11 protein-coding genes and 1 riboswitch are annotated in these 15,548 nt (G+C 67.1%); of the genes, 3 read left to right on the top strand and 8 right to left on the bottom strand.

What is annotated here, in order from left to right; all coding sequences use genetic code 11:
* Positions 1 to 4: 4 nt before the first annotated feature.
* Together ABD978_RS06260 and ABD978_RS06255 are read left to right on the top strand one after the other, a co-directional pair.
* The gene (locus ABD978_RS06260; protein ID WP_345349795.1) at positions 5 to 1,492 is read left to right on the top strand and encodes an HsdM family class I SAM-dependent methyltransferase; all 1,488 of its coding nucleotides are present in this window, start codon (positions 5 to 7) and stop codon (positions 1,490 to 1,492) included.
* A gap of 131 nt (positions 1,493 to 1,623) precedes the next feature.
* Positions 1,624 to 2,628: a restriction endonuclease subunit S gene (locus tag ABD978_RS06255; protein ID WP_345349791.1), complete on the top strand. Its 1,005-nt coding sequence runs from the start codon at positions 1,624 to 1,626 to the stop codon at positions 2,626 to 2,628.
* 270 nt (positions 2,629 to 2,898) lie between these two features.
* On the opposite strand, the gene ABD978_RS43780 is transcribed toward ABD978_RS06255, so the two are convergent.
* From ABD978_RS43780 to ABD978_RS06225, 7 genes are all read right to left on the bottom strand, one after another.
* Positions 2,899 to 3,003, bottom strand: coding sequence for a DUF397 domain-containing protein (locus ABD978_RS43780; RefSeq protein ID WP_425550681.1), 105 nt, complete (start codon positions 3,001 to 3,003; stop codon positions 2,899 to 2,901).
* Positions 3,004 to 3,008: 5 nt separating this feature from the next.
* Positions 3,009 to 3,857, bottom strand: coding sequence for a helix-turn-helix domain-containing protein (locus ABD978_RS06250; protein WP_345349787.1), 849 nt, complete (start codon positions 3,855 to 3,857; stop codon positions 3,009 to 3,011).
* A gap of 128 nt (positions 3,858 to 3,985) precedes the next feature.
* Positions 3,986 to 4,639, bottom strand: coding sequence for a JAB domain-containing protein (locus ABD978_RS06245; RefSeq protein WP_345349784.1), 654 nt, complete (start codon positions 4,637 to 4,639; stop codon positions 3,986 to 3,988).
* Positions 4,640 to 4,692: 53 nt separating this feature from the next.
* Positions 4,693 to 6,387, bottom strand: coding sequence for a GmrSD restriction endonuclease domain-containing protein (locus ABD978_RS06240; protein ID WP_345349781.1), 1,695 nt, complete (start codon positions 6,385 to 6,387; stop codon positions 4,693 to 4,695).
* A gap of 116 nt (positions 6,388 to 6,503) precedes the next feature.
* Positions 6,504 to 11,444 carry a DNA repair ATPase gene (locus ABD978_RS06235; protein ID WP_345349779.1) on the bottom strand — a complete coding sequence of 1,647 codons (4,941 nt, stop codon included), beginning with the start codon at positions 11,442 to 11,444 and terminating at the stop codon, positions 6,504 to 6,506.
* Between the two features lie 31 nt (positions 11,445 to 11,475).
* Positions 11,476 to 13,551, bottom strand: a complete 2,076-nt coding sequence (locus tag ABD978_RS06230) for a flotillin family protein (RefSeq protein WP_345349777.1) — start codon at positions 13,549 to 13,551, stop codon at positions 11,476 to 11,478.
* A 24-nt stretch (positions 13,552 to 13,575) separates the two neighbouring features.
* On the bottom strand, positions 13,576 to 14,154 hold the full coding sequence (locus tag ABD978_RS06225) for a hypothetical protein (RefSeq protein ID WP_345349774.1): 579 nt from the start codon (positions 14,152 to 14,154) through the stop codon (positions 13,576 to 13,578).
* Positions 14,155 to 14,320: 166 nt separating this feature from the next.
* Here ABD978_RS06225 and ABD978_RS06220 point away from each other — a divergent pair, with 166 nt between their 5' ends.
* The gene (locus ABD978_RS06220; RefSeq protein WP_345349771.1) at positions 14,321 to 15,082 is read left to right on the top strand and encodes an MgtC/SapB family protein; all 762 of its coding nucleotides are present in this window, start codon (positions 14,321 to 14,323) and stop codon (positions 15,080 to 15,082) included.
* A 22-nt stretch (positions 15,083 to 15,104) separates the two neighbouring features.
* Here ABD978_RS06220 and ABD978_RS06215 read toward each other — a convergent pair whose 3' ends face one another.
* The gene (locus tag ABD978_RS06215; RefSeq protein WP_345349768.1) at positions 15,105 to 15,257 is read right to left on the bottom strand and encodes a hypothetical protein; all 153 of its coding nucleotides are present in this window, start codon (positions 15,255 to 15,257) and stop codon (positions 15,105 to 15,107) included.
* A gap of 110 nt (positions 15,258 to 15,367) precedes the next feature.
* Positions 15,368 to 15,540, top strand: a riboswitch (M-box (ykoK) riboswitch).
* Positions 15,541 to 15,548 lie beyond the last annotated feature (8 nt).

Genomic DNA, 15,548 nt, shown 5'->3' with positions numbered 1-15,548 from the left:
CTACATGGCCGCATCCCCGGCGAAGAAGCAGGACAACGACGCTCGCACACGGCTGAGCGCGGTCATCAAGTCGGCCCGCGACATCATGCGCAAGGACGCCGGACTCAACGGTGACCTCGACCGGTTGCCGCTTCTGTCGTGGCTGCTGTTCCTGCGAGCCTTCGACGCCCTGGAACAGGAACGCAAGATCTGGGACACCGACTTCCGGCCAGCGATCCAGCCTGAGTTCCAGTGGAACAAATGGGCCGAGGACGAGAACCTCACCGGCCCCGCTCTGACGGAGTTCATCAACGATAGGTTGCTGCCCTACCTGAGCAGCCTCAGCAGCAACAAGCCGGGCGATCCGCGCAACGTCCTGGGCCAGGTCTTCCGCGGCGTCCAGAACCGCATGGTCTCCGGCTACCTCTTCCGCGACCTGGTCAACCAGATCAAGAAGATCGACTTCACCTCGAGCAGCGACATCCACACGATGGCGTTTCTCTACGAGTCACTGCTCAAAGAGGTCCGCGACTCCGCCGGCGACTCCGGCGAGTTCTATACGCCGCGCCCCGTCATCAAATTCATGGTCCAGCAAACGTTCCCCGAACTCGGCGAGTCAATCCTGGACCCGGCCTGCGGCACCGGAGGATTCCTCGTCGAGGCCTACACCGAGCTGACCGAGGACCGCAAGCTCGGCATCGTCGAGCAGGAGGAGCTCTGGAAAAACCTCCGCGGCTTCGAGAAGAAGCCACTGCCGTACCTCCTGTGCATGATGAACATGATCCTGCACGGCATACCGAGCCCGAACATCTTGCACACCAACGCGCTCCGCCACATGGTCAACGAGTCGGGATACAGCAGCCGCGTAGACGTGATCCTCACCAACCCTCCGTTCGGCGGCGAGGAAGAGAACTCAATCGCAGAAGCCTTTCCCAAGGGCTACCAAACCCGCGAGACGGCCTGGCTCTTCCTCTACGAGGTAATCCGAAAGCTCAAACCCAATGGCCGCTGCGCGATTGTCCTTCCGAACGGCGCTCTTTTCGGCCAGGGCATCGGCAGGAAGATCAAAAAATTGCTCTTGGAGGAATGCAACCTCCACACCATTGTTCGCCTTCCGCAGGGCGTATTCGCGCCTTATACTCAAATTCCCGCTAACCTATTGTTCTTCGAAAAGAACCACCCCACCAAGGAGGTTTGGTTTTACCAGATCACTCCCCCAGGCGAGCGCAGAGGCTACGCGAAAACCAAGCCTATACGCTTCGAGGAGTTTTCTGAGTGCGCCGCATGGTGGGGAGGAAGGGAACGAGCCAGCCGCAGCGAGGATAGCCATGCATGGCGTGTCTCGATAGCCGACATCGCCGCAGATGACTACAATCTCGACCTCCAGAATCCGAACACCACGGATGAACTAGCCCATCGGACTCCCAGCGAACTTTTGACGGAACTAGTAGTCGCCGAGGAGAAAATACTTTCCATACTAAACGACCTTCAGCGCGATTTGGAGTCTTACTGATGGGTACTCGACTCGTCCGACTAGGTGACGAGCTACAACTCGAACGCATCCCAGTTGAAATATCTCCGCATAAACGATACACGCAAATAGGGATCCGATCCTTTGGCCGAGGAATATTCCACCGGGAGGAGATGTACGGTACCGAGCTGAGCAAGCTCCGGTACTTCGAAATTCTACCAGAGCGACTCATAGTGAGTAACATTATGGCATGGGAAGGCGCGATCGCCGTTTCTGCTGAAGAGGATTTCGGCTGCATCGGGTCAAGTCGCTTTTTGAGCTACACTCCTTCAGAAAATATTGATATCAGATATCTGAACTACTTTTTCCAAAGCAGTCAAGGACAGCGCGCCATCCGCAAAACTTCTACAGGTACGGTGCTCCGGAATCAAACTCTGTCCATTAAAGACTTCGAGGATCTCCTCGTCCCACTCCCAGATTCGGACGAACAACGCCGCATCGCCACCCGCCTGGATTCTTCAAGTTCCAGAATAGCTGCAGTGCAGACGGCCCGGGAACACGCTCAAACGCTTCGCGAAGCGCTGCGGCACTCGGTACTCAGTAGAGCAGGCATGCTTCGTCCGCTAGGCGAGGTTATTCGTCGCGCGAATTCCGAGGAACCTGTCGACCCAAGTAAGACCTACGATATCGCCGGCGTATACGGCTTTGGGCGAGGTCTATTCGAACGCGGCCCGATGCAGGGGAATGAGACTAGCTACCAAAAGCTCAACCGCCTGTCCAGCGGAAGGCTAGTTATGAGCAGACTGAAAGCTTTCGAAGGGGCTCTCGCGATCATCCCTCGTGAATTCGATGGATGGTATCTCTCGCCGGAGTTTCCCACGTTTGAGATCGATACAACACGCGCCGATGAACGATACCTAATGAACATTTGTATGTGGCCGGGTCTATGGGAACGCCTCAGCGGGCAGTCCAAGGGAATCGGAGCACGCAAGGTAAGAGTCAGCGCCGATCGACTTTTGTCGACGGAAGTCCCATTGCCGGCACTGGACGAGCAGCGCCTGATTGCAGATCAACTCGATAAACTCAACCAAAGCAAGGCGCTATCTATCTATAATGACACAAATATTGAATCTTTGAGTTCGGCGCTGCTGAATGCAGCATTCGGCAGCCAACTCTAACCCGTGTCGCGAGAGCTTGGGCGGCTGCCCTAGTGCGACCACTGGCCATACGAGATAGTAAGCCTTCCTTGCCGAGCCGGACCGGTAGCAGACGACCCACCAGCTAGCGACTGCTCCTCAATCTCGGCGGAGGCGCTGTCCGATCAGCGGCCGCAATTCGTCCATCGCCAGTCGCCCGCAACTACATCGTCAAAGCGGCGATCAATAGCCCAGGCCCTGGTGCACGCTCAGGCGACCACGGACCCGCCCACCAGAGCCCATCACCCGTTCTCACAATCGACGATTATCGGCCGAGGCCACAGCGATCTCGACGCACTCGCCCCCCATCCCATCACTCCGGCTACTCTTTCGCCACAGCAGTATCAGTGGGCGCATGTCGTTCACAAGTACACCTCGCGCACTCGGCTCATCAGTTCGACGGATTCTGCCCGGGACAGAGCTTCACCCATGATTGTGTCGAAATGTATCCCGGCAGTAAAGATCTGCTCCTTGTCTTCCTCGAGCAGACTGATAGTTCCAGACTCTGCGTACATGAGGTCTTCATCTCTCTCGAAACTCAGCAGGATGAAGCCTCCTGTGAGTGCTGCTGGCGTGACGCGATCGAGGGGCATGATCAGTAGTTGTACATGGGGAGATCGAGCCAACCCAATCAGGTGATCGATCTGCTCCACCATGACTCTCGGGCCACCGACCGGCCGCCGCAACACGGACTCGTCGAGGACGAACATCGCCATCGGCGGCTTCTCACGTGCAAGGAGCGCCTGTCTTTCCATGCGCGCCGCGACCCGCGACTCCCGGATTTCTGGCGGCTCGCTCGGGTCCATGATGCTGCGGGCGTAATCCTCGATCTGCAGGAGGCCAGGGACAACCTGAGCCGCGAAGCAGCGGACGCTACGAGCTCTCGATTCGTAGGCGGCATACTGCTCGAAGCATGGCCGCAGGACGCGGCGGCGGCCAGCGCGGCGGAGGTCCTCGTAGATGCGGTGGAAGAGGCCGTCGTCCTTCTCCCAGCCCTCGGTCTTGAAGTAGGTGTCCAGGTCGAAGGCCACCTGCTCGGACACCGTCTTGTCGGTCTTCTCCAGCTTGTAGATCCACTGGGGGCTGCAGCCAAGAGCCGCAGCGAGCCGGTTCCTGGACAGGCTCGCCTGCTCCCGCAAGCGGCGGAGCTCCCGGCTGAAGTGGACGCGTAGAGCATCGATGTCGGTGTCGTACTGCTGAGGGATGGACACTGCCGGTCTCCCTGCATCGGCCTATGTTGGGATGAAGCGGTGAACGGCCAATGAACTCCGCTTCATCGCAGAGAGTAACCGAGTAAACGCAATTTGTCGCCGGATTCGGATGACAACCGACCTCCTACTCACGGCACCCGGGCCCAGGCCGTTGCTGTGACAATGACGTGGTCCAGGAAACGCAGGCCGACCGTCTCGGACGCCTCGCGGAGCCGGGCGGTAACCCGGATGTCGGAGGGGCTGGGCTCGACGCGTCCGCCGGGGTGGTTGTGCGCGACACCGAATCCGGTGCCGCCGATCGTGAGCACGGCGCTCATTACGTCCCGTACCGGAATCAAGCTGCGGTCGGCGGCGCCCTCGGTCAGCGGGATGACGCGCAGGACGCCTCCGGCGCTGTCACAGGCGATCACTATGACCCGTTCGTGGCTCAGGCCTTGTAAGAACGGCCCGGCGACGGCGGCCAGGTCGGCCGAGCCGCGGATGCGGCGTCGGGGTGCCGTCCGGATCGCACGCCGCGCCAGCTCGAAGGCGGCGGTGACGCGGACCGCCCGGGCAGGGCCCATTCCGGGCAGGCGTTCCAATGCGTGGGCGTCGCCTATGGCCAGCGCCGACAGGCCGCCACGCTCGTCGATCAGCCGGGCCGCCAGTTCGATCGCGTCGCACCCCGGACGGCCCGCGCCGAGGACGAGCGCTAGCAGTTCACGATCGGACAGCGCCTCCGGCCCCAGCCGCAACAGGCGCTCGCGAGGCCTGTCCTCCTCAGGTAGATCCTTGACCCGCACCGCCGCACCTCCCCGCGGATAGGAGAGCAGACGGCGCCGACAGAACGGCGGCCTCAGTCGTCTGTGGCGGTGTCCTCCACCTCGACGCTCATCGCGTGCCGGGTCACCTCGGGGTCGGGCTCCCCGGTGATGGGTTCGGCAATCGCGGCACCATGCACCAGGTCACTCGCCCAGTCCAGGAGAGTGTCCAGGCGTGCCTTCAAGAAGCCCTCGTAATCGCCGTCCATCGCAGCGTCGAATGCCCGTGGCGGGACCAGGAGGGTATCGAGGCGGGCCCGTATCTCCGCCTCACCGCTGAAGTCGATCTCGTCCTGGAGATAGACGGCCGGCGCTTGGTCTGCCACGGCCTGGTTGCTGATCGCCGTCATCATGACGATGTTGCCCAGCGTGTTGGCCCGCTCGTAGCTGAGCCCTTCCCGCATGAGGAACGCCTTCGGGAAGAAGTGGTGATACTGCAGGTCATTGGTCCAGGCAAGCGCGCGTCCGGTGTCGATCCGCTGGCCCGTGCGCAGGTCCAGCGGGCCAGCTGCGGCCAGCATGAGCGCGAAGGCCTTCGTCCTCGCGGTGTCCCGGCGGTACTGCTGCCCCAGCCACTGCCGGGTGCTAAGCGGCACGGTCTCAACCTCGATGATCTTGGACTCGCGCTGGGCGAACGCGGTGACGGCCGAGAGATCGGCCTCCATCTTCTTGGCGTTCCAGCCTTCGTAGTAGCCGCTCAGCGCGGCCTTCCAGAACCATCTGCGGACTTCGGCGAACTGGCGTGCGTCCGGCTTCGGAAGTTGCGCGAAGATCTCGATAACCACGGCCAGCTGATTGGCGTACGGCAGAGCCGCGGCCGTAGGGGTTCCGATCTCCGTCGTCAGGAAGTCGACCGCACGCCGCGCGGCGTCCTCCGTCCGGTCGATGGCCGTCGTCAACGTCTCAGGCGCGAGAGTGGGCAGCCGCTCGATGTCCTTGGTGGCGAACCCCAGGCCTGCGGCGGCCGATATCGACCGGAGCAGCAGTGTGCGGTCGATCTGACCGTAGTGCTTACGGGCGAGGGCGCCGCGAACACGGTCGATCGCGTCGAGCAGGTCGAACTCACTGGTCCATGTGGCAGCGCGGACGAACTCCACCGTGGTAAGCGGCGTGCCTCGCGTGTTGATCCGTTCGAAGATGCGCCCGACCTCGGTGAAGGACATCGCTTCGAGCGTGACGACGGCCACCTCGTACTTGGTGAACCGCTCGAACAGTACCTTCGCCTTGTTGTACTGATCCTTCGGCAGGTCGCGGACCCGTTCGAAGAAGTCGGACGGTTCCGGGAGCAGACGAAGGGGCACCTGATGCGGCGGCGGGTCATCGAGGTCCTCACGGTGAAGGAAGCGTTCTTCCGCCAGGTCGTACACCAAGTTCCAGTAGCTGCGCGGATCGTCGTTCGGCTCCCAGAAGAGTGCGCCGCAGATCGTTGAGAGGCGCTGGCAGCCGTCCAGTAGGTAGAGTGTGTCGTCTCCACGGTCGAAGGTCTCGACCTCGAGGTCCGCGATATTGCGTTCGCTGGCGAGTTCGAGCGGACTCTGCCATAGCAAGAGACTTCCGATCGGATAGCTCCGTGCTATCGAGTCCAGTAGGTCGAGGACCTGTATCCGTGACCAGACGAATTCACGCTGGAACTTAGGCAGCCGGATCCGTCCCTCACGTACGCGGTTCGCCAGTCCCGTGATCGGCTCTGGTACCGGCCTGTGCTCCCGTCCTTGCGAGCTCCTGGCCACTGGACCCCCGTCTCGTCATCGTCCACCGTCCCATGCCGATCTTTACACGGGAGTCAGACGGTTTCCGGCGTTTCCTCCACGTATCTGGCGGACGAGCGAAACAAGCATCTTCGGCGCTACCGGCTCCCGTGTTCCTTGATGGCGGACTCCACGGCGGCGACGCGGTCGGCGAGCAGGCCCAGGGCGCCGACCGCCCGGGTCATCGGGTCGTCCTCGGCGCCGCCGAGCGCCTGGGCGCGCTGGTAGGCCGCCTTGACCGCCGCCCAGCGTTCGGACCGTCCGGCGGTGAGCGTGCCGCGCAGCTCGGCCAGCTTGAGCAGGTTGGCCTCGGCCCCGGAGGCGAGCGTCTGGGCCTCGCCGAGGTAGTGGTCGTCGATGACCGCCTCGAGCTCGGCCTCGTTCATCACCGGCACGATCCGCTCGGCGAGCTTGTTCATGTTCCGGTACGAACCCTGGAGCTGGAACGGCGGCTCGGTCCGGGAGGCGTCCGCCTGGGCCGCCGAGGCGATGTAGGCGCGGTTGGCGGCCAGGATGACCTCCCGGACCCGCAGCAGCCGGCGCAGCACCGCGGTGATCTGCTCGACCTCCGGGCCGGAGTACGGGTGCGCGAGCCGGTCCGGGGACACGGTCGTGTCGCCCTGCGCGAGCCGGACGAACAGCTCGACGTCGGCCCGGTCCCGGGTGGACAGCGGCGCGAGCACGGGGTTGGAGGTGAGGGAGTTCTCCAGGTAGCTGAGCGCGAACAGGTCCTCCCTGCCGGACAGCACGTCGCCGAGGTTCCACACGTCGGCGCGGTTGGCCAGCATGTCGGGGATGCGGAAACGCTGCCCGGACTCGGTGTAGGGGTTGCCCGCCATGCAGACCGCGAAGCGCTTGCCTCGCAGGTCGTACGTGCGGGTGCGGCCGTCCCAGACGCCCTCGATGCGGCGCTGCGCGTCGCACAGCGAGATGAACTTCTGCAGCAGCTCCGGTGAGGTGTGCTGGATGTCGTCGAGGTACAGCAGCACGTTGTTGCCCAGCTCCAGGGCAAAGTTGATCTTCTCGACCTCCTGGCGGGCGGTCGCGTCCGGGGCGTCCGCCGGGTCGAGCGAGGTGACCGACGGGCCGAGCGCCGGGCCGTTGACCTTGACGAACATCAGGCCGAGCCGGCCCGCGACGTACTCCATGAGCGTCGTCTTGCCGTAGCCGGGCGGGGAGATGAGCAGCAGCAGGCCCATCTGGTCGGTGCGCTTGGCGTCGCCGGCGGCCCCGAGCTGCTTGGCGAGGTTGTCGCCGATGAGCGGCAGGTACACCTCGTCCAGCAGCCGGTTGCGCACGAAGGAGCTGAGCACGCGCGGCCGGTACTCCTCCAGCCGCAGCCGCTCGCGTTCGGCGGTGACCAGCTCGCCGCGGAGCCGCTGGTACGCGCGATAGGCGGGCACGCGTTCGGCGCGGAACCGGCGGGTCCGGGCGACGCTCTCGTCCAGACGCAGCTCCAGACGTCGGCCGCCGATCCGGGGATGCGCGCCGAGCAGTCCCTCGACGGTCGCGGTCAGCGGCGCGGACGTGTCGTAACGGTCGAGCGGGCCGCACAGCTCGATCGCGACCGCCTCGGCGAGGTCGTCGGCCGGGCCGCCGGTGGTGGCGAGGTACGAGCCGAGCCACGCCTCGATGAGCTGGTGCCGGGCGGCCAGTCCGCCCTCCTCCAGGGCGGCCAGGTCGTCGCGGTACCCCGGAGAACCGCCGAGCGCGGTACGGAACCCGCCGAGCAGCGAGCGGGCCCCGGCCCCGGTGACGAAGCCCGCCGGCTCGGCGGCGAGCTCCTCGAAGAGGTACTCCCCGACCAGCTCGCCCGTGTCCTCGGGCGGGAGGATCCGGACGGCCGCGCCGGGTCCGTGCAGGCCGTTCCCGGTGAGGAAGGCGAGGGCGGCGGCGGTCAGCTCGGCGCGCAGCGCCCCGGCCGCCGGCGACTCGCCGAACGCCGCGCGGGCGCGGGCGAGCGACGCGGCGCGGGTCCGCCACGACCGGCGCGCCGCCTCCTCGGCGCCGTGCGCCCAGAAGAGCTGGGCGGCGGCGCGGGCGGCCGGCGGGTAGCGCAGCAGCCCGGCGTCCGCGTGCAGCCGCAGCAGGGCCGCCAGGATGAGCGCGGCGTCGTGGTCGTGCACGCCGCGCTCGTAGCCCTCGTCGTAGCGGGCATCGGCGGCGGTGCGGACCAGCGCGGGCAGCCCGCCGTCCTCGGCCGCGCGGCGCAGCACGTCCATGGGCGTCTCCGCCAGCACCTCCGCCGCCAGGTACTCCCCGCGGTAGATCTCGGGGGTCTCGGAGACGAGGGTCTGCTCCCAGTACGGCCGGGTCGCCGCGAACGCCGGGTCGCGGACCGGCGACCGGTAGTCGGTCGCGGTCACGGCGTACGCCATGCCGCCCTCATGCGGAACGAGGGTCAGGTCGACCGGCTGGGTGTTGACCGCGAACCGGTGCGTGCCGAGCCGGATGCTCTCGCCGCCGTCCTCGTACAGGTCCGCGCGGTCGCGCAGCGCCCGGCCCGCCTCCTGACGGGCGGTCTTGAGCGAGCCGTCGAGCTCCTCGGCGCGTACGGCGTCCCCGGCGGCGCGCAGCTGCTCGACGACGGCGCGGACCTTCTCCACCATCGGGTCGGCGGCGAAGTAGGCGTTGATCTCGTCGAGCGAGCCGAGAGCGGCGGCCCGGCGGCGTACGCCGGTGAGGATCCGGGTCGCGGACTCGGCGAGGCGGTCGGCGCGGCGGGCGCGCTCGTCCAGCAGGGTCTGCTTGCGCGCGGAGAACGCCTCGTAGACCTCTTCGCGCTTGGCGCCCAGCTCGGTGACGAAGTCGTCGAACTCGGCGAACCGCGACTCCAGGTTCTCCAGCTGGAGCATGACGCGGCCGAGCTGGTCGTCGCAGGCGTCGGGCGTGTCGGCCATCGCCAGTGCGCCGGTGACGGCCTGGCCGAGCAGCGCGAACTCGGCGGCGAACGCCGCCCGGCCCTCGGCGTCGAGGAGCTCCCGGCGGCGGGCGTCGAGGGTCGCCTGCGCCCGGTTGATCCCGGCCAGCACCTCGCCGACCCGCTCCAGGATCGAGGTGCGCACGGTCGCGTCGCCGATGTCGAGGGTCCCGACGACGTCGGTGACGACCTCCAGGCCCTCGTAGACCTCGGCGAGCCGCTCACGGAGCGGGACGGCCTCGGCGGTGGCGCCGATCCCCTCGGTGGCGGCGAGCAGCCGGTCGATCTCCTCGTGGTAGGCGGTGAACGCCTGGGACTCGCGCAGGAACTCGACGGCGCGCCGGCCGGTCGAGGCCAGCTCGTCGCTCAGCCGGTCGGCCAGGTCGTCGATCCGGGCGAGGTCGGCGTACCGCATGTCGCGGAGCGTGACGAGGCGGCCCTGGGCGCGGCGCAGCTCCGTCAGCCGGGTGACCCAGCCGTCCGCGCTGTCCGGGGAGTCCCCCCGGGTGAGCCGGATCAGCGTGGTGATCTTCTCATCGGTCTCGGCGAGCGCGGCGGCGGCCTGGGCGGTGAGCCGCTGGACCGTCTCGAACTCCTCCAGGACCTGCCCCGCCGTCGCCCGTACGTCGGCGAGCGGAACGCGCAGGTCGCCGAGCTCCGGGTCGGGGAGCCAGTGGTACTTGTCGAAGGCGCGCTCGCACCCGGCGATCAGCGCCTCGAACACTCCGGCCGACGGGGTCGTCTCCTCGACCATGCGGGCCACCGACAGGCAGTCGGAGATGCCCCGGACCAGGTCGGCGTTGCCGACCCGCTCCAGCGGCCCGGTGCCGGCGGGCTGCGCCGCGGCGTACGCGTCCGACAGGTACGGCGTCTGCCACACCTGCATCGCGTGCACGCGGGTCGGCTCGTCGGTGTCGGCGCGGAAGACGACGAGCGTGCCGTCGTCGAACAGCGAGTAGCCGTGGCAGGAGATCGGGGTGGCGACCTCCTTGCGGATCACGTTGTACGGCAGCAGGAGGTACCGGCCGGCCTCGCGGGCGTGGAAGACGTACAGGACGTCCTCGCCGTTGGTGGAGCGGATCATCCGCTCGTACTCCAGCCGGTCGACGTCCGTGTCGAACGTCTTCGCCGCCCCGGTCACCAGGTAGTAGCCGCCGGGAAAGATGACGCCGTGCTCCTCGGGCAGCCGCCGGCAGGCCTGCCCGATGCCGTCGAGACGCGCGACCGTCTTCGCGTGGGTGTTGAAGACGAGGTAGCGCCAGTCCTCCTCTTTGTACGGCCGGATCCGCAGGAGGATCAGCGCGCCGACCCGGGCGTACTGGACCTCCGCGTCGGCCAGGCTCTGCAGCGGCTCGGCGACCGGCTCGCGGTAGATGCCCTCGCCGGTCTCGGTGTTGTTCTCGACCTTGACGGTGAGGTCGCCGCCGACCGTCTCGACGAAGACCTCGTCCTCGATGGAGATGTGCGGGTGGCGGCCGAGGACGTGGTCGTCGCGGGTGGTCTCGACCCACTCGAAGTCGTACGGGGGCGGGAAGACGTGGTCCGGCTCGCCCAGGTTGTCCTGGTACGTGGCTGTTCCGTCGGTGCCGACCGTCCAGCGCAGCACCCGGTTGTCGTGCTCGACGGTCAGCCCCGTCTGGAAGACCGCCAGCAGCTTCGCGTCGACCCGCCGGAGCTGCAGCAGCCGCGTGTCGCGGTAGTAGCGGTACAGCTCCGCGAAGTCGCGCTCGAAGCGCGGGTCGCGCAGCAGTCCCGGCGCGCCCTCGGCGCCGTCGGTGGCCTCGAACCGGAACTCGTCCCCGTCCCGGACGAACCGGTAGAGGGCGAACACGTCGCCGACGGTCGTCTCCGGCCGCAACCCGATGAACACGTTGAAGCCGAACAGCATCAGCCCGCCGACCGCGACGATGTCGCGCGGCACGCAGTTGTGCTCCGTGCGGATCCGCTCGGTGCCGACCAGCCGCAGCTCCGTGCCGCCGAACACCTCCAGCCGCCGGGCGTTCAGCGCCTCGGCCCGCCGGACCAGCTCCTTGGCCTGCTCGCCGAGCCGGGCGCGGAGCACCTCGTAGGTGCCCGCGTCCAGGCTCGGCCCGCCAGGCGTCTCCCCGCCCTCGGTCACGCGATTCCTCTGGTCCTCGTGGTGATCCGGCTCAGCTCTCGACCACTGCCATGTTGGAGATCGCCGCGTCCGCGACACCGAGGCGCTCGGCCTGGTCGAGCAGCTCACGCGCCTTGTCGCCGTCGGCGCCCCCGGCCTTGATCCGCTGCAGGAGCAGCGCGGACAGGGTGAGGTTCTTGACGTCGTCGGTCTTGATCGAGCCGACGATCCGGGCCAGGTCCTCGGGCAGGCTGCGCGAGCCGTTCAGCCACGGGCCGGCGAGCCGCTGGGCCACGTCGGAGTGCTCGACGAACCCGTCGACGCCCTTGCCGACGCTGATCGCGCCCACGACCCGGTCGAAGAAGTCGCTGTCGCCGCCGACGATGTCGATGTCGGCCTTCTCCAGGCCGGCGGCCAGAATGGACGCCTGGGCCTCGACGACCTCGCGCTGCACGGTGAGGCCGGCGAGCCGGACCTCCTTCTCGGCCTCCAGCCGCAGGCGGTACTCCTCGTGCCCGCGGGTGGCGTCGTCCATCGCGGCCATGCCGGCGGCCTTGTCGGTCAGGCCCTCGGCCTCGGCCTTGAGCTTCTCGCGGATCCCGTCCGCGTCGGCGAGGGCCTTCTCGCGGTTCGCGACGGCCGCCGCACGACCGGCCTTCTCGATCGCCTCCGCCTCGGCCAGGGCCTTCTCCCGGTTGACGGCGGCCTCGGCGCGGCCGACCTTCTCGATCGCCTCCGCGTCGCGCTCGCGGACCTGGACCTCGGCCAGGCCCTCGGCGGCGGCCTCCGCCTGGATGCCCTCGGCGAGCCGGATCTTGGCCTGGGCGTCGAGCTCGGAGGTCTTCTGCCGGGCCTCGGCGAGCAGCAGTTCCTCGCGGGCCTTGAACTTGGCGGACTCCTCGGCGGCCTCGGCGGCCTTGATGCCCTTGACCAGGTTCTCCTGGGCCTCGGCCTCGGCCTGGATGACCAGGGCCTGGCGGGTGCGCTCGGCCTCCTCGACGACCCGCAGCCTCTTGATGATCTCTTCCTGCTCGGCGACGGTCTTCTCCACCGCGATCCGCTCACGGACGACCTCGGCGATCTCCCGCTTCTCCGCCTCGACCTCCTTGTCCTTGGCGATGCGGGTCAGCTCGGTCTCCCGTTCGCGGGCGATCACCTCGAGCATGCGGTCCTTCTCGATCCGCTCGTTCTCGACGGCGATGACGCGTTCCTTGTTCTTCTCCGCGACGGCGATCTCTCGGTTGCGGTTCTCCTGCTGGATGCCCAGTTGCTCGTCGGTGCGGATGTGCGCCGTCTGCGAGGTCAGCCGCTCCTCGGCCTGGACCTTGGCGATCTCGGCCTCCTCCCGCGCCCGTACGGTCTCGATCTCCCGCTTCTTCTTGACCTCCGCCTCGGCCTGGCGGCGTTCGAGCTCGAGGATGGCCTCCCGCGCGTCGACGTTCTGGCGGGTGATCTCCTTCTCCTCGTTGCGCTGGTACTCGTTGGTGCGCACGTGCTCGAGGGCGGTCAGCTCGGTGATCTTCCGGATGCCCTGGGCGTCGAGGATGTTGGTCGGGTTGAGGCTCTCCAGCGGCGTCTGCTCGAGGTGGTCGATGGCCGCGTCCTCGAGGTGGTAGCCGTTCAGGTCGGTGCCGATGAGCGCCACGATCTGGTCGCGGAACTCGTGCCGGTGCGTGTACAGGTCCACGAAGTCGAGCTGCTTGCCGACCGTCTTCAGCGCCTCGGCGAACTTCGCGTTGAACAGCGTCTGCAGCGTCTCCTCGTGGCTGGCCCGCTGCGTGCCGATCGCCTGCGCCACCTGGATGACGTCCTCGATGGTCTTGTTGACCCGGACGAAGAACGTGATCTTGATGTCGGCGCGGATGTTGTCGCGGCAGATCAGGCCGTCGCGGCCGCTGCGCTCGATCTCGATCGTCTTCACCGAGATGTCCATCACCTCGGCCTTGTGCAGCACGGGCAGCACGATCGCCCCGGTGAACGTGACGTCCACCTTCTTGATCTTGGAGATGATGAGGACCCGGCCCTGCTCGACCTTTCGGAAGAGGCGGCTGAACAGGTACCAGGTGCCCAGAGCGACGATCAGAATCGCGGCGACGAGCACGGCGATCGCGATGCCGATGGAGTCCATCAGTGGTCCTTCTCGCGGGGGAATTCAGTTGATTCGACGGTGCGGATCGAGCTCGGCGTCATACGGCATCACCCAGAAGAACTCGCCGTCGGCGTCGTAGTCGAAGATCAGTGCGGTACTGCCTGCTTTGAGGATCTCCTCGCCCGGTTGGTTCCCTTGCTGGCGAACCTGAATTACGGCGGCCGAGCCATCGGCGGCGCGCACCTCCGCCTGGCCGAACGTCAGGTCGACCCGGCTGGTGCGAATGACGCACATCCGGCCCACGAAGTCCCGCCGCGAAGGGAGGACCTCTTCAGGGATCATGTACCGCAGGGGCCGCATCAGCAGCCGGGTGACCAGGAACGACGCGACGAGCGCGGCGGCCAGCACCCCGACCGCCGGGACCGTCCCGGTCAGGTGGTCGCGGCGCAACAGCACAGTGCCGGCCACGCCGGCGAACCACGCGAGCGCCGTGAACAGCGACAGCGCCACCGCCGTGACCATGGTCGCGGCCGCGTCCAGCGCGCCGAGGACGACCAGCAGCCAGTAGGCGAGGACGACGGCCAGGAGGGCACCGAGAACGACGGCCGGAAAGGCGAGCGCCGCGTGGATGAATTCGGTCACTGGCGCCTCCCCGTGGGCATAGCCCTATCAGCATTGCCGACCAGGCTTCCCGGCGCACCTATAAGCGGAAATCTCCGCTTATGCGGCGAAATACGTTCGCCGCGGAGAGAACCGTACCGCATCCCCGCGCCGAAGCCACGTGACATAGGGCACACAGGAATCGGGGGTGGACGGGGTGGTGCACGCATTGTCGGGTGCGGAGTTCGGTGCGCGTCTGGCCGTGGGACTGGGGTGTGGGGCCCTGATCGGCGCGGAGCGGCAGTGGCGGGCGCGGATGGCCGGCTTGCGCACCAACGCGCTGGTCGCCGTGGGATCGACCCTGTTCGTGCTGTACTCGGTCGCCGCCGGTGATACCGGCGGTCCGACCCGGGTCGCTTCCTATGTCGTGTCCGGCATCGGTTTCCTCGGTGGCGGTGTGATCTTGCGGGACGGCTTCAACGTCCGCGGCCTGAACACGGCGGCGACGTTGTGGTGCTCGGCCGCCGTGGGGGTGCTGGCCGCCGCCGGGCACCTCGGGTTCGCCGCGATCGCCACCGTCACGATCTTGGCCGTCCACACCCTCGGGCGGCCGCTCGGCCGGTTGATCGACCATGACGTGCCGGGAGAGGAGGAGGACCTGCGCCCCTATCAGCTGCACGTGACCTGCAACGCCACCACCGAAGCCCATATCCGGGCGTTGCTGGTCCAGCACACCACCGGCGACCAGGTCATCTTGTGCGGCCTGCACACCAGACGAGTCGAGGCGGCACCCGACCAGTCCCCCGCGGACGAGGCCGCGACCGCGACGGTGCAGTTGTCGGCCGACGTACGCGCCCCCGGGGATGCGCCGGCCCGGCTCGAACAGCTCATCGCCCGGCTGTCGCTGGAGCCGGGCATCCAGGCGGTGCACTGGCACACCGTCGATGATCCGGCGGCCGGGTTGGCGTAAAGGGCACCGAACGACGCCGCTGTCAGCGGCGCCGCCGGTTGGTGCGGATGGCGGCGATCACGGCCACGATGATCACGATGGCCAGAATGCTGATGCCGATGGTGGCGGCCTGGTGGCTGTAGTGCGGAAAGGGCGCGACGGCCGCGGGCGCGATCGCCGCCGTCGGGATGGTCATGACCTCATCGTCACGCCGCCTGTGTATAGAGAGGGTTATCGCTGGGCTAACGATGTATGGGGCAGGTTGTCGCGCTTGCGGGCGGCGACTTACTCTTTGGGGTGTTCAAGCAGGCACCTCGTTAGGTGAGGCGTCTGTCCGGATACAGGCCGCTGACCCCACGACGTCGAGAGACGCCCAGGGTCAGGACACCTCTCCCCGGCTTAAGGGGACAGGCCAAGCGGCTTCCCCTCGGTGATGGGGATACGCCGGGCAGTGCCAAAGCTCTTATGAGACGCGAAGGGGTGCGCA

Origin of the sequence: Actinoallomurus liliacearum, assembly GCF_039542035.1 — a bacterium.
Lineage (GTDB): Bacteria > Actinomycetota > Actinomycetes > Streptosporangiales > Streptosporangiaceae > Actinoallomurus > Actinoallomurus liliacearum.
Note: the sequence above shows the minus strand (reverse complement) of the source record. Positions and strands in the feature narration are given on the sequence as shown.